This is a genomic window from Paraglaciecola mesophila, from assembly GCF_009906955.1.
In the GTDB taxonomy this organism is placed as follows: Bacteria; Pseudomonadota; Gammaproteobacteria; order Enterobacterales; family Alteromonadaceae; genus Paraglaciecola; species Paraglaciecola mesophila_A.
Map to the genome: position 1 here is coordinate 1,737,267 of NZ_CP047656.1, position 24,690 is coordinate 1,761,956.

The following is a 24,690-nucleotide window of genomic DNA, read 5'->3' on the forward strand; positions in this document are numbered from 1 at the left end:
GAATGAAAAAGACACTCAAAAACTTAATGGTCGATGTAACCGCAAAGCTATTACAGCAGCCTTCTATTAAGCAACAATTAGACGACAATGCGCGCCACTGTGCACAGCCTTTACCCGTCTTAGACAACCTCGTTTCACCATATTCATCAATGTCCAACAAACATGTTTCGGCAACATCTGAGCGTGATGACATTGTATTTATCACCAGTCGCTTCAGAAGTGGTTCAACGCTTCTGTGGAACTTATTCAGGCAAACGACCGACTGTACTGCCTATTATGAACCATTTAACGAGCGCCAATGGTTTAATGAGAAGATGCGTGGAGACAATGTTGACAATACCCATCGAGGTGTAAATGATTATTGGGCAGAATACGACGGCTTGAATCAGTTAAGTGAAACCTACAACGAAGAATGGATCCATAAAAGCTTATATATGTCGTCGCATGCTTGGGATCCACAAATGAAACGTTTCATTGAGCAAATGATCGAAGCTGCGCCAGGCCGCCCCATATTGCAGTTCAATCGAATTGATTTTCGGTTGTCATGGATAAAGCACCATTTCCCCAATGCAAAAATTTTGCACTTGTATCGTCACCCTAGAGATCAGTGGTGTTCATTTCTTACTGATCAGCAGTTAATGAATAAAAATGACGTACATAACACTTATCAAGATGCGTTTTACTTGGATGTTTGGTGTCGAGATTTAGCTAAACATTATCCATTACTGGATAAAAGAAACACCCCCCATCCCTACCAACGATTTTATTATCTATGGAAACTATCCTATCTACATGGCCTAATGTTTTCAGATATGAGTTTAAGCTTTGAAAATCTTACCACAACGCCTGAAACCGTTATCTCGGATATGTTTGGTGAACTGTCTATGGACACAAAAGACGTTAAGTCTCTAGTTGATATTATTAAAGCGCCACCCGCCGAACGTTGGCGTAAGTACGCCGACGAGCGCTGGTTTGAGCAGCACGAGTATATGTGTGAAAAGAATTTGTCATTGATGCTCAAAGAGCAGTGTATTGCGGACCAGACCTAATGAAAAAAACCCTATTATTAAGTGAAATATTTCCACCGGTGAAAGGTGGCAGTGGCCGTTGGTTCTGGGAAGTCTATACCCGCATAGCTCAAGATAATGTGGTCGTCGCCGCAGGCCAAGATGCCAAAAGTGATGAAGTAGACGCCACAAGCCCCCTTAAAACCTACCGCCTACCTCTGAGCTCTTGGAGCTGGGGACTCAAGAGTTTAACAGGCCTTAAATATTACTTTCGCGTATTGCGTAACGTAATAAAGGTTGCCAAGCAAAATGATATTCAAGTTATTCATTGTGGGCGTTGCTTACCCGAAGGGTTCATCGGTTTTATGATCAGTAAAATAAAAGGCATACCCTATATTTGCTACGTTCACGGTGAGGATGTAGAGACAGCCGCGACCAGTCGGGAACTCAGCTGGATTGTAAACAAAGCGCTCAGCGGTGCGACTCGCCTCATCGCCAATAGCCAAAACACGGCAGATATACTGCTCAACAATTGGCATACCGAGCCCGCCAAAACCATGGTATTTAATCCTGGAGTGGATGCGAGCTTGTTCATCCCCGCTCCCTTCTCACAAGAGGTAAAATCACGTCTGGGCTGGGAAGATAAAAAAGTAATTCTCACTGTCGGTCGTCTGCAGGAGCGTAAAGGGCACGACAAGCTCATTGAAGCCCTTCCTGATATCATAACGCGCGTGCCAAATGCGCTATACGCAATTATAGGCGATGGTGAGCGTAAGGCAGCGTTACATGCGCTCGTGCAGGATCTAAAGCTTGAAGCACACGTCGTATTCATGTCTGAGTTGGATGACGAACAAATGATCCAGTGCTATCAGCAATGTGACCTTTTTGTTCTACCAAATCGCACCGTTGGTAGCGATATAGAGGGCTTTGGCATGGTGCTAGTAGAAGCGCAAGCTTGCGAACGTCCTGTCATTGCAGGCGATTCTGGAGGCACAGCTGAAACCATGATAGTCGGCGAGACTGGGTTTATCGTAGATTGTACTCAGCCCCGAGCATTGGCGAGCAAAATATGCGACTTACTCGAAAACGACGAGCTGAGAGAACGCATGGGCAAAGCGGGTAGAAAACACGTTCAACAAACGTTGGACTGGCCCGTACTTAGCCAAGCGCTTAAAGAAGAGTTTGACTCCCTTTAACACACTAATTCGTACTCAATCCCTATCCAAATTAAGTATCTACGAAACAGAGGAAAGTTCAGCAAAGGGCAATTTAACTAGAACGAAGAATAAACTTACACTTAAGTACAAAAAAGGTTTTAATAACCAAAGTGACTAATAGTCTTGGAGCATATTTGGGATATTATACTGTAGTTTTTCTCACCAAAAAAATCTTCAATTAGAACCTTATGGTCACCTTTAGGTTGAAACTGCTTGTTTTCAATGCCAGAGATTTCATTACAGCTGGGTAGCTCCATTTCTTCTAATGTATTCTTTATATATTGACTTTTATTTTTCTTAAAATCTTCATACCTAATTAATTTTAAGTTTTTGCAGTGTTTTAAATAAGACAATGTTGTTTCTTCAATTCTAGTAGCTAGTCGTTCAACGATCGACATATTATCGTTAATGGTAGGATCACCATTAATAATGTAATCCCAATTAGCTGTAGGTTCAAATAACTCTTCACACGAAATTTTATTCAGTTCTGTCGTACCACTAATAGCCAGCCTATTGAAAATTGAGCGTATAATTTGGTGCGGCTCCCTAATTATGAAAATAAATTTCGCGTAAGGATAAAGCTTGAAAACCTTTTCAACTGAAAAAATATAATCTGGGTCTTTAACAACTTGCTGAAAAAAAAGCTTGGGACAACTAATAGCAGTATCACTAAAATCATTCGTTTTATCAAGAAACGTTAGTAAAACCTCTGAGTTAGACGGTGACATTTCATAAATCGGATCATTTGAAAAAGACATATTTGCACTATGTGCTAACAAAGTCGCAATCGCTGTTGTACCCGCTTTTTGATGACCCAATATAACTAACTTTGTATTACGTTCCTTGTATATATAAGCTCGGACAATATCAGTTACTTTCTTAATTATTTCCATAATTTTTTGCACCCTAGAATTAATTTTTTGGATAAATAATATACATTTTCTTTTTAACCATCCTGTTTTAGCATTTATATGGAAACTCTCTTAAAATGCAAAAAAATCAAATTAAAATATTTCGCGTTAAACATCTTTTTCTACAGGCCAACCGAACTTTTTAATCATTTTCTTTATATTTTCATCGTTCTTGTTATTTTTGACATTATCATTAATTAATGCGACTTTTTGAGAGCTAGGCCAACATATAATTTTGAGATTTTTACGCGTTTTTTTAGTGGTGCTACCATTTAATCTCGCCATCCAAAATAACCAAATATCGTCCGTCATCGGGCTCTCTTTTAAAAATAGATCACTCAGCACCACTTGTTTGTCCAAACAATTTGGAGGATATAAGACCCCTCCCGCGCCTACAGGGAAGCCTAGCAATTTATCTACGTTACTTTTTTTGCAACTCACCCAATTATCGTAAGGATTGATTTCGTTCCCTTCAGTTTTAAAAGTTATCTCGTGAGCCAAGTAACAGATGACTTCGTTATTGTTACCATCATATTCACTCAATAGATTAAATAACCACCATCGAGGATAGTAAACATCGTCATCAGCAGTCACGATAAAATGATCACTATAATTTTCAATTGTAGGAATTATTTTTTTATAAGGGCCTGTGTCATTTGTTTTACTTACCTTGAATGTTGTTCCCTGTTCATTAATAACTCCCTGCAATTTGAGAATCTGGTTCGGCAGAAATTCATAATCAACCTCTGAGACCCACAGAATTATCTCATTCGGCACTGTATGCTGTTGTGTAAGCGACAATAGAGTAGGATAGAGAGTAGCAAATCTGGGCTTATAAGAGGTTAATGACACCACAACCTTCTTAGGGAGATGGTGCATAGACGACTTTATGATGCGTCGTGAAAGAAAATTCACGCGTCTAATATAAAGTTCAGAAAGAAGCCGGCTAATATACCAGTTCGATCTGATTTTAATTTTTGACAACATTTATATTTCCGGCTGTATTAACAACAAAGTTACTCTGAAGGTGTTATTTACTTATACTTGCTATCCAAGACTTCAGTAAACGAAACTTTTCAACCATCCTCTCGAAAACCGATGCTCGTCGTGTATCAATGGACGTAATAGAAAACCGTTTAAGAAACGCTTCATCTATATTTCTACTACCAAATGGTATCTTTGTGCTTGATTCATTTTCACCCGTGTTAATCTTCCAGCATGTGAGAGGACGTAATATTTTTTGTAGTGGTTGCTCTTGTGACGCCATAAACCCTCTAACAGCAATATGATCTCCCAACACTTGCTCTAAAATATATTCGTCACAAGCTGTCAAGAATTCTTGATGAGTAGACATCTTCTCATCTACGGATTCTCCGGTAAACAACTTACTCGTCAAAGTCGTAGCAGACAAAATTAAACTACTACCACAATAACGATTAAATCCGTATTTTTCTTGCACTTTACGATTAAACATATCGAGTAAAAACCCTCTTTCAAGCCAATAGCCCCCGGGTGAGCTAGCCCAATCTTGCTGATGCAAATAGTCAACACAGTCAGTGCTAACAAGGTCATCCGCATCTAAAAGGAAGAAGTAATCTGGCTTTATTTCATTATTTGCTGTTTGTATCGCAAGGGCCCGTTTCACTCCTTTATCAAGCAGTACTTCTTTACGACTGCTTGGTATTGGGCAGTCAATGGTACAAATACGTACTTTGTTAGTATCAATATCAATTTCAGGGGCGACATTACATCCAATATACACTCGGTAATTTTCATTCGTCTGACTCGCTAGGGAGAGCAAAGTAGCTCTCAATAAATCAACCACATGCTCATAGTTTTTAGTAGAATTCGGATGGCGAAATGCAATGATAAATGCGATCATGATATTACTCTTTTAATTATTTTTAACATAGATAGAGTGGTTATTTTATCTACTAGGCGCAGGCTAAGATAGACGAAAAAATAAAGTGAATTCATTAAAAAGAACATAAATGTGGAAAATTTAGGTGGCAATTTAGCATTCTGACATGCATTGATATAACTTGCCCCTACAATTTTCATATCCACTCGCCAGCGTTCGGCATCGCAAAACTGTGCGATTTTTTTGCTATATGAACCGGACAGCAAGTAGTCTAACTCCGTTAACTTAGCCACCTTTAACCCAAGCTGTTTAAAGTATTCAAACGAATAAGACGCCTCAGAGCATGCGAAAGGCAGCTTATTATAAATAAACTGCTGTGCTTTAGTGGGTGGTTTTAGGTTATAAGCGAATGAGTCTATTTTTGTATCAAAGGCTGCCACGCACGACGTCATAAGATCTGCTTGTTTTTGCTCCGTCCACTGCTCCACATACACACCACAAATTACTGCTGAATCGTTAGTCTTATTAGTGACCATGTATGGTATACAAAGCTTATGCAGACTTTTTTCAAGATAATCTTCGTAAGCTGGTAGCTTTTCTAAATCCGTAAGGGCTCTTATTCGCAAGCGAAGATGACTTTCTTTTAGATAATGGATCAGACTAGGAATATACTCTAAATGTCCAATCCATAGGAGTTCTTGCTGTTTTTCGGTACTCAGATCACGGTGTATTTGGTACTTTAAGTAATGTTCAATTGGAAATTGAGGGGCTGTAGCTGTTTTTGAGACTAACTTTCCCACCCTATCATTATGTAGTAAAAAACCCGAAAATAGCTTTAAGCGCTCTTTATACTGCCAAAATACATAAGGAGAATGGAAAATGTCTACAGGAGCATACAGCACCTTTATACCCGCATTCGCTTTATCCATTAGCCACGCCACACTTGGCATTAATTTAACAACAATAATATAATCAGATACGATTGGGCTATTGAAGTCGTTGAACTTTGTGATTCTAACGTTCTGGCTCAACAAGTAATTCGCTACATCTTCCCCGACCCAATCACTAGAAGGCAAACCAACTAAAGGACCTATTGCTATTGAGCCTGTAAAGTTCCTTATTGTGTTTTGAGTACAGTCCATAGTTTCGCTCTACTTTATTGTTTGTTTGAAGATTTACGTCTCGCGAAGCTTTTAACCGCCCCAATGTAAGACAAAAACAACTTACACTCGTAGCGCTTTCTATTCAGGTAAACAAGGGTAAGTAACATCACTACATACACCAATGAAAAAACACTACAACCTAAAATAAGGCGACTAAGCCAATGTAATTGAGTTAAGTCTAAACCTTCTAAGCATAAGGTAGCAGCACCTGCTGAAACCAAAGGCAGCGCAAACAAAAACATATCTGAAAACTTGAACAGCTTGTACTTTAACTGAAAATAAGTAGCAAAAATAAGTATGCTCACAACCGATATGAGTACACGAGTTTGCGAGAACTCTTCTAAGTTTCCACCAATAATCAAATATAGAATACCTAACGTAATGAGCGTCATCGAAACTTGATAAAATACGATTGGCTTGTAGCCCCCTTCAGCCATTACATATTCAGATAACACTTTGAACAATACGCCAGGCACCATCATAAAAGCCAGTATGGAAAAAATATAGGAGTGCTCAACCCATTTTTCACCCAGCATCAATAAAACAATTTCTTTATCAAAGTAAGCCATCATTGCCGTCAGTGGAACAACCAAAGAGAGCAATAGCAGCAGTACAGTGTTCATTTGATAAGGCTGAAAATCGTCGTCTCGTATCGCTTCAGAGAAGGTTGCTAGCAGAGGATCTGTCGCGGGGTTAATCAGTTGACTAAGTGGCATACTTGAAAGACTCTTAAAGATGGAATAAACCCCAATCATGTCTAAGTTGAAATACTTCGCCACTAAGATAGAGTCGCCTTCTCCCCTTGCGAACCCCACTAAGCTATTAATTACGACCCACTGCGAAAACCTCACCTGCGAGCCAATGTTACTCAGTTTGAACTTTCGCCTATGGGTACATACAAAATTCGAAAAGATACTGGGCAGAAGATATTGAAGGACCAATCCATACAGCATGGCCCAATAGGTCCTGTCAAAATAAGCAATAACGAGAACTGTCGTAAAAGAGATGAGTTTTGAGGTAATATCTATTTTGAATAAGGGTTTGTAATTAAGATCTCTGGAAAACAACCAAATGCCAGGGTTTGATATTAACCCCACAACAAGAATAACTGAAAGAAAACGCAAAGGCGTCTCGATCTCAGGCTTATCCATAAAAACAGCAATCTCTGGGGTGAAGATAAAAAATATCAGCCAGATAACGCCTTTTATCAATATGTTGAGTGTCCAAGCGGTATTGATTAAATCATCATCAATTTGCTTTGCTCTGATGATATATTGTTTAGCGCCAACATCGCTTAGTGAATTGAATAAGAATACCGCTAATGTACAGATTGATACTAAACCAAAGTCTTCTGGGGTAAGGATGCGAGCCAAGATCAACATACTGATCATACCTAAGCCGCGTTGAACTAATTTAGTAGACCCCGTATAGAAGATGCTAGTGACTGTTTTTCCTGTTAACGACATTGTAGTTTCACAGTTTGCTCAAGACGGATTGAGCTGCAGATAAAATAATGCCTCATATTGTTGTTCAACATATTATCACTTAACTGTTTGATGAATTAGAAGGCGAGAGTATGCACGCTTTCAGAGCCATATAACTATCGGCGTAATAATCTTCATCTCGCTCTAGGTAAGCCATCCCATGTAAATCGTTTACTTTGATATCTAGATCATTATGCCAAGGACGACCTTGTGACAACTCATAGGACTTAATCGCGTCACCCATTATTCGTGTACCTACCTTGCAATTACGATTTTGCATTACATACAAGTTAGGATCCATTTCACTTGCACGGGATACCGTCATTTCATATACATGTTTAAAAGTCTCTTCATCCGCAAAGTAACCCGTTTGAGGATTTATAAAATCATAATTTTCACCATAATTATGTCCTTTGCGCATAATTACCGGGGTTCCACAGAACATCCCTTCTATAATGGCGCGATTATTTCCCTCAAATTTGGACCACAAAACATTAACCTTCGCTCGCTTTTGTAGTTCGGATACTTCTTGTGGAGTGATCCATTCGAATATCTCTATGTTTCGTTCCACCTTCTGCAGTGCTGCAAGCTCAAGGATCTGTTCCTTAGTCATATCAACAGGGTAGCCGACCAAGACTATTTTTAGATCTGGTTTACTCTTTACCAGAGATGCAACTGCTTTAAAAAATGCACCGTGACGTTTAAATTTTGCCCAAGCAGCAACCATTAATAAATCGATATCACGCTCCCCAGAGGTAGGAGGCACAAAATTATTATGGTTAATAAACCAACTGGGGCCGACTTCTATTGGAATGATGTTACTCTGAAGCTTATCAATAAACTGCTTATCTCTTTTTTCATACACCTGTAAAAATATTGGCGCATCAATCAACGTATATGCAAGTATGTTCTCTTCGCAGAAGCCCGCCCAACTGGGCTCCAAAATAATGTTAAACGATTTAGCGACCCTCTCGATATCGAAAAATCTCAGGAAAAGCGGAAAGTAGTAACTGTAATTAATAATCAAAGCGCCCTTTTCGTCTTCGTTCGGCTGCTTCAGTACCGTGATGATCCCATTTAGCATCGCTTCGGGCTGTTTAAAAAATTTCTCAGTATTTTTTAGAGGAGGCAATTCATTAATAAATTTTTGAGTAATCTCACGCCCAAGTTGCGGATGCGCTTTAAAATAGTAGCGTGCAACATCAAGCCCTAATTGCTCGCTTTTCGCCCAACCAGTTCGATAAATATTACTCGCTACTTTAAATGCTAAGCTATGCTTATTCAGTTTTTGCAACACTAAAATCGCGCCTTGACTGGCTAAAACCAGAGGATACTTAAGATGGTTATAATCGTATTTGATAAACTCAACAATACGACTTGCTAGCAAATTTATCCTTAATTTTACATTCATTACCTGTCAATCCTAAATGTGGAACTGCCACTTAAATACTGCTTTGCACACACAGCAGAACAGTTACTTTAACTTTAAACGTTAGTGGAGCGAGCCTAAACTATTCACCAATCTAAACCGCGAAATACAGTCGATAACACAAACATCCCATCGCCTTATATCACCCTCTAGGTTTAATAACACGCGCTGGGTTCCCAGCCACTATTGAGTTATCGGGTATATCATTCAAAACAACTGAACCCGCGCCTACTATACAATTCGCTCCGATATTGGCCATAATCATTGCGCCGTTGCCAATCCAGCAATTTTGGCCGATCCTGACTTTTTGAAATGTGCCACCTTGTTCTTTGATCGGGCGTGTTAAATCACTAAAGTTATGTTGTTCTTTCCCGCTCATAATATGCACACCACTCCCTAAAAGAGTGTTTTTCTCTATACGACAACGCCCGATATTACACTGAGGGCCAATATAAACACCTTCGCTAATTTCCGTGTCTTTTTGAGAAAACAATACGAGGAAAGAAACCACTGCATCTGGACTGCAGTACGTCAATGCGAATCGATAAAAACCAGCACGTAAATACACCCCTAGCTTAGAAGGCAGCAAACTCAGAAATTGACTAAAACTACTCAGTACCTGATCTTTATCGAATAAAGAGCTCAATACTATATTCATCAGAGTCATTGGCGAAATTAGTACAGCGGATACAAAGAATATAATGTGTTTAACAATCGCTTTCATTCACATCCTCTTGGGCGTTTAAAAAACTGATAAGAGGTGCCAATTGACCTTCCCACGAGTAGTCATGTTCAATAAGCTGCAAAGCGTCAATGCCAATTTGCCTAGCTAATTCATGGTTTGACGCTAACCGACAGACTTGCTCAACAAACTCTTTAGGCTCTGTAGCAATCAAAATATTCGTTTCAGGAATGCAATTAATCCCTTCCGCTCCCATTGGCGTAGAAACCACGGGAAGAGCACACGAAAAAGCTTGGAGGACTTTATTTTGCACCCCTCTGGCCAATCGAAATGGCGCGATAAAAATATCAGCGGCCTGATAATAAGGCAGAATATCTTCAACGAAACCCGTCACTTCAATTCCTTGAACCTGCGCCAAAGCTGACACATCTTTGACTGGATTCATCCCCGCAATCACGAACTTGGCTTGAGGAAAATGGACAAGAATGGCCTGCCAGCAGTGTTCTACAAACCACAGCACCGCATCGACATTAGGCTTATAATCCATTACGCCTGTGAACAACAACACAGGTTGCGGATTTGGCTTTTTATTCACCGAAGGATAGAAACTCTTAGTATCTAAACCATTTCCAAGTACGTCGACATTATTGCAATCTAAGACTTTATCTTTGAATAAAGAGACTTCAGCCTGTGCAATCAAATAACATTTATCGAAATACTCGGCAGTTTGTCGCTCAAACTGAGAAACTAATTGCTGCTCTCTGGCGTATATCCAAGACATTGGAAAACGGCTGTTTTTTTGGTACTGGCCCCACTTATCCGAATCTACGTCCATAAAGTCCATGATCAAAATAGGCTTACGCTGTGTTTTGTTCAGAACTTGGCTATTAAAAACATATTCGGCCATAGATGAGGCGGTGCACAGAATCGCGTCAACTTGATGCTCAATCAAGAACTTGTCGACTCCTTTTTGCAGCGAATTGTCATAGAAATTTGCCACACTAAGGGGCTTGTTGAATAGAAAACCAGATAGCAATCTACGGTACTTTGATGACAACCGAAAAGGCCAAGTACTTTTGCAACATTTATCCTTTAGCGCTGCAAAATTTAACAGTTCTTCTTCTGAATCATATGGCGCAAACAAGTGGATCTTGTGTCCTAAGGAAGCAAGAGATTTCACTTGATTGAAAGTCCTAATTTTTTCCCCTTTATTCGCTGGAAAAGGGACACGGTGGGCCAGAACAACAATATTCATATTTAGTAAGTCTAACTTTTATTCTTGGTTGTCTGCGCTTATCACTGCAACAAACCTTCGTTTATGTGTCATTGTTTTTATACGAAATTTCACACAAAAACGCGTTAACTTCCGGCAAATTTTATCTCACTTTATGCAAAAGAGCCTATGTGAGCGATGACTGCAGCTTCATATTTACTCAAGATAAAACTGCCAAGCTCAACTGTGTTACCTTGTGCAAAGTCGTACTTAACTATCTCAGAACTTTTCAAAGTTGAGTGCTCTTTATTTCTTTGCATAATATAGGCATAAGGATTCTGATCACATATTCTCATCCACGCGTTATAAAAATCCGCATAGTGATAACGAGCAGTGGAACCTGAAGAGCTAATTGTGTCACTTACGTTTGAGTAAATCGTTTTTGCCTGTGCACTAGCGACAACAGGCAATGCCCCAGAAAAAAAACAGAACGCCCTTCTAAATGAGTCTACTTCTGTCAGTTGTTTTTGTGTCTTCATACTGATGCCTCCTTAAGAAGATGCTCCGCTAATCGAATCGTTAAAGCTGCAATCGTCAATGTAGGAGGAACATGGCTCCCCGTAGGGAATACGGAGCTTCCTGCAATATAAAAGTTCTGCGTGTTGAACACCTTTAAGTTTCGATCAACTACGCCGTTTTTTTCATTTTCGGCCATTCTCGTTGTTCCCATATGATGGTGACTGAAAAACAATTTATCGGTACGCAGGCGCTCTTCATACTCTCGCATAATCTTTAAGCGTCCTAATTTTAAACGACCTAATTCTTTGCCTAACACCTCGAGAGATCCCCACATTCGGGCAATATCGTCATCGTGCAATGTCCAATCAACCAATATTTTTTTCATACCCAGTTCATCAACTTCATCTGAAAGGTAGATTCTATTGTCATGTTTGGGTGTTTGCTCAATCATAATAGGAAGGTCGTAGCCACCAAAGTCTTCAGAGTAATCAAATAGCTTATCCCCAAAGGCCTTTCTCGAAATAGCTTCTGTCACCATATCAATATCAGATAAAACGTTAACCACATGTTGACCAAAATTGTCTGGTAGTTCTTTATCGTCCCACGCGGTTCCAAGAACATGAAAAGACTCTATGCCCTCAGAAATAACATAATGAGATGCAGGCGCGAGAGGAACGCGAATATTACTCAGCTCTTTAGACATCAATGCGTCTTCATTGATCTCAATAAATCCGTTGAGAAGCCGGTCACCGACTTCCTTCCTCATTGTATAAAGCGACAATTTTTCCTTGTCTTCAGGGTATAGTTTTGCGGCTCGCAGCACAGGATGGTCCATAAAATACCGACCAACACAGTCTGATGAATTACCAAGTAAGTTTTCATATTTTTCGTTGAATACCAGCATTAATCGCGCGTTTTCAATACCGCCTAGACATAATACGAACGTGTCAGCTGTAACGTTTTGCTTAACACCCGAATAGTTCGTAAAAACGATACTCTCTACTTCAGAAGAGTCTCGGTTAAATTCTAGGTCAATTAAATTGGCATTTTTAAAGATCGATACGTTACTCGCTTCCACGAGAGGAGCACCGTACTTTGCAAAAAAATGTACCGGCGGGATAGCTGCCTTTACGATGTTTGAATCAACCGCAGTAGAATCACGAAAAACGTCTGTTTGTTCTAGATTTTCTACCCAATACTTGGTCTCGTAGCCATCTGCACCCGTACCGCAATATTGCGCGGCACGTTTGTAAAACGGTTTAACGTCTTCGAAATTGATCGGCCAGCCACTATGCTTAATCCAAGATTTAGCTTTAAAGTCACTGGGCTTGAATTCTGAGGTGCTATTTTCCCAATGGTTACTCGAGCCCCCTAAAAACCGTAGTCTGTTGTATGTCGTATCTTCATACATCTTAGGCTTTTGAGATGGAGTGTAGAGAGTCTGTGATTCCATAGTAAAGGTTTCATCTCCACCTTCAACAATACACACTGACTTTCCACTGGCTAATAATTCATTTGCTAGAGTGAGACCTGCCACGCCACCTCCAAGTATACAATACTGGAATTGGTACTCCTTTGTTTCCGACAGGGTATTTGCATCAATAATCATTATTTTCCTTTCTTCACTGAATTCGCTGTGGAGGTATATGTATCAAATTGCGTGATGAGAATAGCCGTCAATCCCCACAGTAACCAAATAATATCGTTGTACGCCATCGCATAAAATGATGAACCAATAAAAAACACGATAATGCTGACAATTAAAAAATTGGCAGCGCTCACAAAAAAGTAATCACTATCGCTTTGCTCAACTTTACTTTTAGCTAACTTTCTTATTTTAAATAGTTTTACGATGGACACTATGTACAACAATATCCAGCACAGTAAACCTAAATAGCCAATTTCAGATAAAACCTCAAAATGAGCACTATGTACAGTCCGGTAAAAACCGTATTTGCCAAACGACCCATCATAGATGTTGTAATAAGTATTGTAACAACCGGGGCCGACTCCTAAAGGATTGTCCGCGGCCATATCTACTGCTATGTTCCAAAAATGCGGGCGAGATGCAGCTGAGCCATCTAACTCTTCCTCATCAGCAAATGCACTGGCTAATCTAGCTTCATAACCGTCAGGCAAGCCAACCACAGATAACACAAGCACCCCTGCCACACCGAACAAAATAATATGTTTAAATTTCAGTAATTTTGACAAACTAAACCAGAGTGCTAAACCGATAAACATCGCTAGAGCAGAACCTCGCGAAAATAGAGTGATAACGTTATAAATAATGCCTAAACATACAAATGGGCCGCCGATTTTTATCATTTTCAAAGTCAATTCTTTACGAACAATTTTTGGAAGATAACTTAACGCGTTTTTAGCGTAAGCCATGCGGATGACGAAAATGTTGAAAAATAGCAGCACAGCTGAGCCGAATGCAAAACCATTGCTACCACTGAAAAGTCCTTTCATCGTCGCAGCGCCGTAATAGGTACCTCCCATACCGAGCATCCCCAACAATCCAGCTTTACCCGCATGGAATGCTAATGAAAAACCAACAATAGCCACTAACCAACAAAACCGTTGCTCCGTGTCAGTCACTCGAATGGTTAAAAGTACGGCAAACAAAAGAATACAAAACTGTTGAAAATACTCAGCTCTAAATCCAATAGGGTCACATGCTGAAACCACCTGAGTCAGCAATGTCAGCACTATATAAACAAGAAAAAACTTGCTAATAGTGTCTCTGAACCTAGGCCAAAGCCCCTGAATCAAACAAGGAATAACGAACAACACAATTGCGATCAATGGCAATTTCAGTGTATTGATATTCCCCCACACCCAATCTTGAGGGCGAAAAATACCGAACCACCAATAACCTATAGCACCAGCAAATCGACTGGTCAGCGCAGCTAAAATAAACGACAGGGATACAAGTAAAACGACGATGTCACGCATGAAAGATTGCTTTTCTCAATTCAGTTGCTCACAAATGATTTCAACGACTTGACTCACAACTACTCAAACTTTCTCTTTCGAAGCGAGAAGTCAATTTGGTAGAGCGAAAATTGATGATTATAGTACCGCGATTTTTTACAAAAAACCGCTAAAAATCAACGCTAATATTGATACGTAAATATAACATTCAGTAATTCAGACATTGCGTTCAAGTTCACTGACGTTCTACTTTTTTACCGCTCCTGTTAACTTGTAAACCAAAATCACTGGCGGCCTCAGGTATTTATTAAGTTTATCCGCTCCAGGAAGAGAAAGATATAACATGCCTTTCTCCTCATCATATGCTCCACCACTGACCATAGCGCGTTTGTCTTTAAAAGGTGTGGGGAACTCTCCATAGCCGTAAGGGCGTACGTCATAGGGTTTAATTAGTCCTGATTTCACTTTCAAAAGCTGATTCACGTCCCAGAGCCAGTAATAACTTGAGTAATCAGTAGCAGAAAATGCGCAATAACCACCGCATAAACGTCCATCATCCTGTTTTATCTTGTAACCGACCCCAGTTTTATGCCCTCCAGATCTACCTATTGTCATATAAGTGCTTGTACCAGGAATAATGAAACCGTAGCCCGCTCCAGACAAAAAAGTCCACAGCTGATTTTTACCATCGGCGTTTCTTAAAATATTATCTGGGTAAATCTTCCCTGAGTATAGGGACTTATCATACAGCAGTTTTGATAACGGGAAATCTAGCAAGCCTGTAGCGACTACCTCTCCACTCTCCTGCTGAAGTATTGACGTTTGGGGTGTGAACACGAAAGCAGATGGTCCAACAGAGCGCCTACTAATTATCGATGCATTTGGCTGGGAGCCACTAATGTGCGTACCTTCAAGCAGCTCCTGCCAGGCTAGAGGTACTTTTGATATCCAGCCTGCTGAATGCGCCGCACCATTCAATTGAAAAGGCCCTTTTATACTGGTGTTAGCCAAGTCACTGGCATTATTAAAAAAAATGGTGGTATCTGTTTCTTTTCCGCCGGCATCATACCAATCGATATAATTAACCATTAATCCATTATCTATCACCTCTAATCCCGTCACTCGAAAATGATTGCGGATCCCAGTATCCACACGTTTTGTGTTCTGAAAACGTGTAAATTGCTGGATGAGTTGATCAGCCACATTAAAGTCTTCAATGCTTGAACTGTTCACCAGATGTGGGATTTCAATCTCTGCTACAGCGGCATATTCAGGGTGCCCTATAATAAAAAGTGAGTGATTCTTTTTATTGTAGGTAATGACGCCCCCAGAATAATTGAGCGAATTTCCTTTTTCGTTTTGAAAGAAACGCCCTGTTGTTCTAAAACCACCTCTGTATTCTAACTGCTCAATTTGAAAGAGTGGTAAATTATTCTCAGACACGCTCTTGACTGAGTTACGAGGTAGTTTCTGTTGCTCAATATTTCCGAGGTTCATCGCTGTCGGGCTCGCCAAACAACCAATAGAATTCAGCAAGGTCGCGAAACTGATTGATAATAAAATTGTGAATTCACATGTTTTTATTCGCATCTAGCCATCCATACTAAGTATTTAATGCTTTGATACTATCATTACTTGGATGAATTTATCGCCACTTCTGACTGCACTGTAAATTGACTGTCATTTCAAATATTAAACAACGTCAACTAGCTAGCCATCGTTTGAAAAGCCCTTTTTTCGGGTTCAAATACTCAGAAAGCATGAAACGATTCTGAAGGATAACTGTATCTTTTCGGACGCTATTTTCTCGATAGTTCCATTCTGGTGGAAGAACACATAATCTTAATGTTGAGTTGTATACCAAATATCTGAAAATTCCTTGATCATGGGGATGACTGAACTTGTCTTCCAAATAAAGTTCGGCCCATTGCGACAGCAGCGCCCTTACCTCTGGTGAGTTTCGGTATAAAATAAGATCGCAATTTAATTCAGGAAACGCGACGGGGATTTCTGGGATAGGTGTGTTACCGAGTTCTGTATTAATTCTTACTGGAGCATGCGCTGCTGCGATATCAAAGTGGTCTAAAATATCCGGAAGCTGTGTAACATCAGTTTTCAATGCGTACGTATCAGCGCCTAACAAAAGTACATGGTCCTCTTTCATTTGTTGCATTACTGCATGCTTTACTATCATCTGCCCATTTAAATGAACTCGATCTTTTAGGTGTTCAGGAACAAAGAACTTGTAAGGAATCACCTCGTCGAATTCACAATCAGGTATTGGGTGTGCATAGTCAGTGTAAAGATAATACTTCGCATTAGGTAAGTACTTTTTAAAGCTTTTTGCCGAAGCGTTAGCTTCTTTAACATAAAAGCCATCTCTATGGTGTGAATTGATATATAAAACGGCAAGAGATTTAGTCATATTAACTCCATGTTATTTTGAAATTCGTAGCATCCATTTACTCGAAATATGTTTAACAACTGCAATTTCTTACTATAAGCTAACAATCTTATTGAACATCATAGATTGGTATTTTTATTGAGCCGCATGGCTAAAGGTAGCAATTAATCTAAAAATGTAAACGAGATATAGACAAGAAACATGAAAAAACCATTAAAAATATCCAGAATAACCATGGGGACCCTATGCTTCAGTGTATTTCTTGCTATTTCTCAAATGACCTTGGCCCAAACGCCACCAAGCAACAGAAGCGTAATCCAAGTCAGTGATATTTACTCTTTTTATCAAGCGATAAATCAAGCGAATAAGTCCGGTATGACTGATATAAAGTTGGCGCCAGGCAGCTATAAAATATCAAAGACAGTGGTAATAACTGCCCCCAACATTAGATTGATTGGCAATCCACAAGACCCGTCCTCTACACGCCTTATTGGTCACGGCATGCGCAATAGAAGCGCAGTTGAAAATATTCTTAACGTCAATGCTAAGCATTTTACATTAGATGGAATTAAGCTCTCTGATGCGGGAAATCATTTAATTCAAATATCTGGTGAACGTGACGCAGACTTTCCCGTCCTTAAAAATTGTATATTACAAGACAGCTATGAACAATTGGTGAAAGTTTCGTCTGGAGGCAATTCAAAAAAAGCCAGTGATTACGGAGTCGTAGATAATTGTGAATTTAAATACACAAACAAAGTTGGTCCCAATTATTATATAGGTGGTCTAGATGCCCACGGTGCTAAGGGCTGGGTGGTTGCAAACAGTATTTTCCGAAATATAGCCAGCCCGGACAAACGAGTAGCTGAATTTGCAATACACTTTTGGAATGGCGCTAAAAGCAATACGGTTGAAAACAATATCATCATCAACTGCGATCGCGGTATCGGGTTTGGCCTACAAGGTAGGCCTGCTGAAGGTGGGGCTATAGTTAATAACCTAATCGTTCATCAAGTCACTGATAATCCCAGCTCTGATGTTGGAATAATTTTAGAACAGACTCCCAATACGCAAGTGCTCGACAACCGAATTTATTTGGCTCACAACTACCCCAACGCGATTGAGTACAGGTTTAAAGAAACTAGTAATGTGGTCATCATGGATAACGTGACAAACAAACCTATACAAAAGCGGAGTAATGCTCAGGCTTCCTTATTCAATAATGCAGTCAAAAAAAGCTTATCGGATATAGTTACAAGCGATGAGCTTTCAATCATCAATCAGTAACAGTTGGAATAGCCTGAGAGGCTTTCTCTCGAACTCGCTTTCGGATATGTTCAACGTAATCATTAACGTATTTGTTAACCACCAGTGAAACAAGGATAGTTAAACCTAACCCGAGTAGAAACACTAACGGCCCTTTACTCATATTGTCAGTTATAGTCCAAGAGACCAGTGCCACGCCTGACCAATGGAAAAGGTATACCGGATAGGATAAATCACCAAAAAATCTGTCTACCTTCTTACTAAAACACTGGCTGCCATATTGGAATAAAACAATGGTCATCAACGCACTGAGCAGCAAGTTTACCCAAGTTCCTAACATACTGACAAACCAAGCTTTATCCGGTATGAAAACTTGGCAAAGTACAACAAACACAATATTTGCTGAATACAAAAACACCACTGTTTTAGCTCGAACGAGCTGAATTAATTTTCCGACTAGCGATTGATAGTGATAGATCCAAGCACCAATTGAGAAAGGAAGCGAAGCCTGAATTACATTCCCATACTCTAAAAACAGATACCCTGACTTATAGACGGTAACAGCAACCCAACTAAAGCTTAATAACAACCAAAGTGAGCTAATTCTTGGTGATCTAGATAGCCCTAAACCAATTAGTATATAAAATGCGATTTCTATACATAATGCCCACGTAGCAGGAGATATTCTCACCGGATATGTCACTGGCTCAAAAACCGGATAAATCATCGTCAAATTGGCCGCAGTACTAGCAATATCGTTCGGTAGAATCATTTTGGGATGAAACCCTGCAGAAACATTATTACCGAGTAACAAAATAATACAGACCCCCACTAACAACAGGCACCAATAGACGGGATACAGGCGAAGAAATCTGTTCAATGCATAGCGCTTAAAACCATCCAACGAATACCCATAGGATTCGTTCATTATCATGGTCATTAAAAAGCCACTTAAAACAAAAAAACTATATACCGCGTAAGGGCCAATAGAAGCGACGTCTAGTACGTGATATATCACCACATTAACCGCTAAAATAAACCGATACACTCCAAACATAATTTTCCCTTTTAGCTATCGCTGCTCAATTGGAATCGAAATACCGATCACGTCGTATTGTTTCATTTCATACTGCTTGAAAAACGCTGTCGTTCTATCGACTTTTTCATTTTTAGAAACCTTGGGGACATACCAATCAAACCGTCTCAAAGCTTCAGCTTGACTGAACAATTCTTCAGCCGTCGTGTTGGTTTTTGTCAACACCTCAGGGTGTATTTCTAACAGCAAAATGACTGAATCTGCACGAGTGAATATTTGATTTGCACCTGCGATGACTTGTTGTTCCTGGCCTTCCACATCAATTTTAACCACGATAGTACCGCACAATCGTACTTGAGGATTTGAATCAAACCAACTATCTAACCGCACAACGTCAATCGCCCCTGTTTCAGCTTTAATTATTTGCCCTTCGTGATCATTAGCTCGACTTATATCAGCCTCGAGATCAGCTTTACCATTAAAGTCAGATACAGCTGAATTCAACGCGATCGCATCAAGATCAAACTGGGAGAAGTTCTGCTCAAGCACAGTGAAAGAATTTGGGTTTGGCTCAAACGCAATAATATTACTTAAATTTGAACAGCGAGATGCGACTAAAGATGAAACCGTGCCAATATCAGCCCCCAAATCTAAAAGCGTAAAAGGCTTCTCTAAATCACTCAGCAAATCGCAAAATGGACCAAATTCTTCCAAATAGTAATGATTAGGCCCACCCTCCAACCAAAAACACAATTCACTTATAGGGACAGAAAAAGAACGTTCTTGGACGCAATACCGGATCAATTTGTGCGGAAAATGCCCACTCATCCATAAATAAAAACGATGTTTACCTCGCCATTCAAGGGTTTGCGCCCACACCAAACAACGATTAACAATAGGGTTGAAGTAGCGCTTAGCGAAATTGGACGATTGCATAATTTATTAAAAATCAGGGAAAAATCTGATTGATAGAGTTGAATTTACTGCTCATCATTCTACTGAACCACGCTTTATCAGTGTCTAACTTACTATACTCAACTTCTGCTGAAACCATAACTAGACCACTTCCATAATGTTGCCCTAACATTATTTGATAAATTTCATATAATTTTGCATGATTTTTATTAGAAAAGAGCTCACCGTCAACGAAATACCAATAACCAAGCAAACGGACACTGCGCGCATTAACGATTTGCTCGACGTTAATCACTTTTTCAAAGGTTACAGGAACGGAATAATCTGTCTCTAATGTCCAAGAATCCTCTAAATACATACGATTTGCAAAGCTGACCAATTCTCCAAGTCCCTTAGGGTACCAAACCGCATACAGATCAACCGTTTTGTTTTCGAATGTGAACTGAGCAGCACTCTTGTCAAAATAATCGACAAACTCAGGCGACCAGTCTGCTGATGCTTGTGCAGTCATAAAAGGTAAACCTTTGAGACGCTCAGGTGAGTTTCCTGGGACTAGCTGACTTTGAATAATTTGGTACCAAAATAGGAAAAGCACCGTTGAGATAGAGAATAAACTACATGCTTTTATATATACGAGGTTGGACGACACATAAGTGAACTCAACTGGCACCTCTGGTTTTAACTCTGAAGGTTTCTCCCTGATTAGCTCTCCCAAACCAATTAAGCATACAATGACCAAACTAAAGAAAACCCAACCGTAAATAAGGTGATCAGCCCCTACTGCATGCTCCATATTAGTTAAATGGCCAGTCAAAATGATACCAAACACCCGTATAGCATTTGCTATAATAGGAAATAAAATGGAAATACAAACAAAAGAAATTCGTCTAATTCGCGACTGCATATTCATGTAGGCATACAACGCGCCAATCACAATGGAAGCGATAAAAAAGCTGATTCCAGAACAGGCTTCAGCGACCAGAAAGCGCCCTTCTGGGATTTCAATATATAGGCCACTTCTATATATCGGGACATTAACCCACTGCAACATCATGACAGACATGTCTGCGGTGACCGCCTGCAAGGTCGGAATTAACTCTTCACCTACAGGAATACAAAAAATAACGAAGAATAAAGGGAATAAAATTCTTTTCGCTTGCTCATTCCCTAACAGAAACCAAATACTAAAGGGTAAAAAGGTAAAGGTCGCAATGTGCATGAACAGCTGCACTCCACCTGAAAGACCAACGCCATAAAGTCCTAGGCTACCCAAGCAAAATACCAAAACGAAGTAATTTGGATTAATAGCTGATAGTGATAATTGCTCTCTTTTACAGTAGATAAAATAGACACTAGCGGGGATAACAAATAAACAATGATTAAAGATATCTGAAATAATCCAAATATCTATTGCAGTGACAATACCTTGCCAAAACGTCACTACCCACAAGGAGACAATCACCAGTAGTGATACAATCCCTACCACTGAATGACGTTCTTTAAGGCCGAACGCACTTCCATCATTCATTAGACAGGCTCCGCCCTTCTCTATCTGCTATTTTGCAATGTTATAAACGTCTTTCATGGTGCCCCATGAAAAATCACTGAGTAAACGCTCTAGTTTTCCCTGCGTTTTATTGAGATTCACATAATGCCGAAATCTTGATTTAAGAGGAGCATTCACCATACGCGGCTGATCAGCATCAATTTCCCACGGGTGAAAGTAAAAAGAATAGGGTTGCTTCTCTTTTTTAAGATAACCACTAATCAAAGATTTCGTTAATGTATAGGGGTACAAGCGAAAGTAGCCTCCACCGCCAATTGGAGTTTGTCGCCCCATCACTTTATGCGTGGGTATTGGAATCTCTATGATCCCTTCTTTTCGCATATAAGCAAATCGTGGCCAATCTGGCGTACCATATAAATCATGCTTTACTGGGTAAGTGCTTGAGCTATATTGAAATCCTAACTCAGCCAACACTTCAAACGCCCATTCATTATCATAACCGATTGAAAAACTTGGCGCGCGGTAACCAGTTAGTGCTTCACCTAGTAAGTCTTCAAGATGATTTTTAGAGCGAGTCACATCAGCGGTGAATTCTTCTCTAGTTTGTTCTGTTGCACGCCGATGCGCATACCCATGGCTGGCAACTTCGTGCCCCTGAGCATGTATTTCTTTAATCAATTCGGGATAACGTTCAGCAACCCAGCCGAGAACAAAAAACGTTGATTTGATCTTATGCTTAGCAAACATATCCAAAAGCGTACGAGTATTCTTGTCAACCCGCGGCTGATAGTCCTTCCATTGTTCTGGTGTAATGACTGATTCAAACGCTGAAACGTGAAAGAAATCTTCAACATCAACTGTCATAGCATTTAATACGCTATCCGACATGGCTATCTCCCTTTACCGAATAGCACGACTTCAACGGTACGGATTAAAATAAGAATATCGAGCATTAGACTTTGATGTTTAACGTAATACAAATCAAATTTTAACTTTTCCATTGAATCCTCAACACTGGCACCATATGGATAGTTTAACTGCGCCCAGCCTGCCAAACCAGGTTTAACATTATGCCTTTGATTATAATATGGAATTTCACGAATAAGTTGCTCGACAAATTGTGGGCGCTCAGGTCTCGGTCCGATAAAAGACATTTCACCACGGAACACATTTAACAATTGAGGGAGTTCGTCAATACGGTATTTACGAATAAACTGACCAACTTTCGTCACGCGATCGTCATTAGTTGTCGCCCACTTTGCACCGTCTTTTTCTGCATCGGGGCGCATACTTCTGAACTTGATGATATTGAATAACTTTCCATTTAACCCAACGCGCTCTTGTTTGTAAAATACAGAGGCTTTCGTTCCATTATTGTCTTCAAAATAAATAATAAGCGCGGTAAGTAACATAAATGGCCAAGTAAACATCAGCACAATAAACGCTAAAAGACTATTCATTCCGTAATCGAGTGCATCTCGCAGGTAATTTTGAGAATTAAATCCATTGGAGTAAATAACCCAGCTAGGGTACATCAGATTAACCACAATCTGCCCTGTTTCGCGCTCCATGAAATCGAGTAAATCTGTTACCTCGACGCCCCGTAAGCGACAATCAAACAGTATTTCAACAGGTAGCGTACCACGCCTTTGATCGCATGCGATAACAACTTCATCAATGTCATTATCAGTAATAAAATTGCGGAAATTTTCATCCACTTTAACGTGAACTAACTTCTCGTTTTGAATGCCTTCTTCACGGTTATCTCCGGGAATTGGGATAAAACCTAAGAGCTCAAAGCCGAAGCGATCTACTTCTCGGCGCATACGCTTCTCAATAATAGACGCCCGTTCACCCGCTCCAATAACAACAATTTTGGTTTGGCCTAAGCCCAAAAGGCCGAGCCGATTGATGAAGTAGCGAAAAATAACTAAGGCGACGATGCATAAACCAGCTGCGATTGGCAGGAAGTATTGATGTAAATCAATATACCCTAGAACCGTGTTCCCCAAGATTTCCATAACGAAATACCCGAGAGCAACACTGACAAAAATGCGGCGAATAATGCCGCGAAAAGTCTCACGAAGCTTGGATTCATAAAGCCCGACAGAAAGTGCCGAAACAATCACTAAAAACGTAAATAAACCAATGTAAAGTGATACATCTCCTACTTGCGGTGTAGATGACCCAGTGATTTCACTTACAATCCCCAAAGTTAAATACAAAATATACGCTACTACTGATGCTTCTAAAATCATCAGTATGTTAGAACGTCTTACTTCCTTTCGATTAACAAAACTCATTAATCTCTTTCCTCTATTCGTAACGACTTAATCATTTACTATTCTCAAATATAAATCAGTATCTGAGTCCGATTAACTTTTTATTATTGTTCATTATTTTATGTTTTGAAATAAGTCTAAATCTTGTTACATTGATGATCGATGAGTTCAACACACGGAGCTACAATTTACATGAAGACTAACAAAATAGCATTCTTCAATTTAGTATTTTTATCAATTCTAACCCTGGCAGGATGCTCAAGCAGTAATAGTAGCCTTCCTAATGCTTCAACATACCCCTCACTGACGACATCAGTTGATAATTACCAATACCTAATTGGTCCTGGTGATACACTATCAATATTCGTTTGGCGTAACCCAGATATTTCAGGCACTTTCATTGTGCGTCCCGATGGTAAAGTAACAACGTCGTTAGTAGAAGATATTGAAGTAACGGGTAAAACTCCTACTGTGCTTGCACGTGAACTAGAGGAGTCATTAGGGAAATATATTAACAGTCCACGGGTGACGGTAAGCGTGACTGGTTTTGCGGGTCCTTTGAGTGAGCAGGTGCGCGTCATTGGCGAAGCCACTAACCCAAGTGCGATTAATTATACTCAGCAAATGACCCTACTTGATTTAATGATATCCGTAGGTGGCTTAACGGAGTTTGCCGCTGGTGATAATGCAAAACTGGTGCGCACGATTGATGGTCAACAGAAAACTTTTGGAATCAACATCGAATCGCTTATTCGTGACGGTGACATAGCGCAGAATATCGACATCCTACCTGGCGACATCATTATCATCCCTGAAGCTTGGTTCTAAACGAAGCTTTTTAAACAAGGATATGG

22 protein-coding genes are annotated in these 24,690 nt (G+C 39.9%); 4 read left to right on the plus strand and 18 right to left on the minus strand.

Annotated features, from left to right (window positions below; genetic code table 11):
- The first annotated feature begins 2 nt into the window (after positions 1–2).
- The gene (locus FX988_RS07465) at positions 3–1,049 is read left to right on the plus strand and encodes a sulfotransferase (RefSeq protein ID WP_160179040.1); all 1,047 of its coding nucleotides are present in this window, start codon (positions 3–5) and stop codon (positions 1,047–1,049) included.
- Positions 1,049–2,203: a glycosyltransferase family 4 protein gene (locus FX988_RS07470; protein ID WP_160179041.1), complete on the plus strand. Its 1,155-nt coding sequence runs from the start codon at positions 1,049–1,051 to the stop codon at positions 2,201–2,203. Before FX988_RS07465 ends, FX988_RS07470 begins: the two co-directional genes overlap by 1 nt.
- Positions 2,204–2,322: 119 nt before the next feature.
- Here FX988_RS07470 and FX988_RS07475 read toward each other — a convergent pair whose 3' ends face one another.
- From FX988_RS07475 to FX988_RS07535, 13 genes are all read right to left on the minus strand, one after another.
- Positions 2,323–3,117, minus strand: a complete 795-nt coding sequence (locus tag FX988_RS07475; RefSeq protein ID WP_160179042.1) for a sulfotransferase — start codon at positions 3,115–3,117, stop codon at positions 2,323–2,325.
- A gap of 126 nt (positions 3,118–3,243) precedes the next feature.
- Positions 3,244–3,987: a hypothetical protein gene (locus FX988_RS07480; RefSeq protein WP_160179043.1), complete on the minus strand. Its 744-nt coding sequence runs from the start codon at positions 3,985–3,987 to the stop codon at positions 3,244–3,246.
- Positions 3,988–4,165: 178 nt separating this feature from the next.
- Positions 4,166–5,017, minus strand: coding sequence for a glycosyltransferase family A protein (locus FX988_RS07485; protein WP_160179044.1), 852 nt, complete (start codon positions 5,015–5,017; stop codon positions 4,166–4,168).
- Entirely contained in the window at positions 5,014–6,138 is a 1,125-nt protein-coding gene (locus tag FX988_RS07490; protein ID WP_160179045.1) for a hypothetical protein, read from the minus strand. The genes FX988_RS07485 and FX988_RS07490 overlap by 4 nt, the downstream gene beginning before the upstream one ends.
- A 14-nt stretch (positions 6,139–6,152) precedes the next feature.
- Entirely contained in the window at positions 6,153–7,625 is a 1,473-nt protein-coding gene (locus tag FX988_RS07495; RefSeq protein ID WP_160179046.1) for an oligosaccharide flippase family protein, read from the minus strand.
- 79 nt (positions 7,626–7,704) lie between these two features.
- Positions 7,705–9,054 (minus strand): glycosyltransferase, encoded by a 1,350-nt coding sequence (locus FX988_RS07500; RefSeq protein WP_160179047.1) that lies wholly within the window; start codon positions 9,052–9,054, stop codon positions 7,705–7,707.
- Positions 9,055–9,214: 160 nt separating this feature from the next.
- Positions 9,215–9,796, minus strand: coding sequence for an acyltransferase (locus tag FX988_RS07505; protein ID WP_160179048.1), 582 nt, complete (start codon positions 9,794–9,796; stop codon positions 9,215–9,217).
- Positions 9,780–11,009, minus strand: a complete 1,230-nt coding sequence (locus tag FX988_RS07510) for a TIGR03087 family PEP-CTERM/XrtA system glycosyltransferase (protein ID WP_160179049.1) — start codon at positions 11,007–11,009, stop codon at positions 9,780–9,782. The genes FX988_RS07505 and FX988_RS07510 overlap by 17 nt, the downstream gene beginning before the upstream one ends.
- A 131-nt stretch (positions 11,010–11,140) precedes the next feature.
- Positions 11,141–11,506: a hypothetical protein gene (locus FX988_RS07515; RefSeq protein ID WP_160179050.1), complete on the minus strand. Its 366-nt coding sequence runs from the start codon at positions 11,504–11,506 to the stop codon at positions 11,141–11,143.
- Positions 11,503–13,023, minus strand: coding sequence for a GMC oxidoreductase (locus FX988_RS07520; protein ID WP_254700747.1), 1,521 nt, complete (start codon positions 13,021–13,023; stop codon positions 11,503–11,505). The genes FX988_RS07515 and FX988_RS07520 overlap by 4 nt, the downstream gene beginning before the upstream one ends.
- Positions 13,024–13,094: 71 nt before the next feature.
- A complete protein-coding gene (locus FX988_RS07525; protein ID WP_160179052.1) occupies positions 13,095–14,447 on the minus strand; it encodes an O-antigen ligase family protein in 1,353 nt (450 codons plus the stop codon).
- 225 nt (positions 14,448–14,672) lie between these two features.
- On the minus strand, positions 14,673–16,016 hold the full coding sequence (locus FX988_RS07530; RefSeq protein ID WP_160179053.1) for a hypothetical protein: 1,344 nt from the start codon (positions 16,014–16,016) through the stop codon (positions 14,673–14,675).
- A 112-nt stretch (positions 16,017–16,128) separates the two neighbouring features.
- Entirely contained in the window at positions 16,129–16,851 is a 723-nt protein-coding gene (locus tag FX988_RS07535; protein ID WP_160179054.1) for a hypothetical protein, read from the minus strand.
- A gap of 180 nt (positions 16,852–17,031) precedes the next feature.
- On the opposite strand from FX988_RS07535, the gene FX988_RS07540 reads away from it, so the two are divergent.
- Positions 17,032–18,117, plus strand: coding sequence for a right-handed parallel beta-helix repeat-containing protein (locus tag FX988_RS07540; RefSeq protein ID WP_160179055.1), 1,086 nt, complete (start codon positions 17,032–17,034; stop codon positions 18,115–18,117).
- On the opposite strand, the gene FX988_RS07545 is transcribed toward FX988_RS07540, so the two are convergent.
- The 5 genes from FX988_RS07545 to FX988_RS07565 are packed head-to-tail and all read right to left on the minus strand — an operon-like array spanning position 18,107 to position 23,857.
- Positions 18,107–19,153 carry an acyltransferase family protein gene (locus FX988_RS07545; RefSeq protein ID WP_160179056.1) on the minus strand — a complete coding sequence of 349 codons (1,047 nt, stop codon included), beginning with the start codon at positions 19,151–19,153 and terminating at the stop codon, positions 18,107–18,109. The genes FX988_RS07540 and FX988_RS07545 overlap by 11 nt on opposite strands.
- A 15-nt stretch (positions 19,154–19,168) precedes the next feature.
- A complete protein-coding gene (locus tag FX988_RS07550; RefSeq protein WP_160179057.1) occupies positions 19,169–20,068 on the minus strand; it encodes an FkbM family methyltransferase in 900 nt (299 codons plus the stop codon).
- A gap of 13 nt (positions 20,069–20,081) precedes the next feature.
- Positions 20,082–21,575 (minus strand): exosortase A, encoded by a 1,494-nt coding sequence (gene xrtA, locus FX988_RS07555; RefSeq protein WP_160179058.1) that lies wholly within the window; start codon positions 21,573–21,575, stop codon positions 20,082–20,084.
- A gap of 27 nt (positions 21,576–21,602) precedes the next feature.
- Entirely contained in the window at positions 21,603–22,442 is an 840-nt protein-coding gene (locus FX988_RS07560; RefSeq protein ID WP_160179059.1) for an XrtA system polysaccharide deacetylase, read from the minus strand.
- Positions 22,443–22,444: 2 nt separating this feature from the next.
- Positions 22,445–23,857 carry a TIGR03013 family XrtA/PEP-CTERM system glycosyltransferase gene (locus FX988_RS07565; protein ID WP_160179060.1) on the minus strand — a complete coding sequence of 471 codons (1,413 nt, stop codon included), beginning with the start codon at positions 23,855–23,857 and terminating at the stop codon, positions 22,445–22,447.
- A 171-nt stretch (positions 23,858–24,028) separates the two neighbouring features.
- Between FX988_RS07565 and FX988_RS07570 the strand changes: the two genes are divergently transcribed.
- On the plus strand, positions 24,029–24,664 hold the full coding sequence (locus FX988_RS07570) for an XrtA/PEP-CTERM system exopolysaccharide export protein (protein WP_160179061.1): 636 nt from the start codon (positions 24,029–24,031) through the stop codon (positions 24,662–24,664).
- Positions 24,665–24,690: the final 26 nt, after the last annotated feature.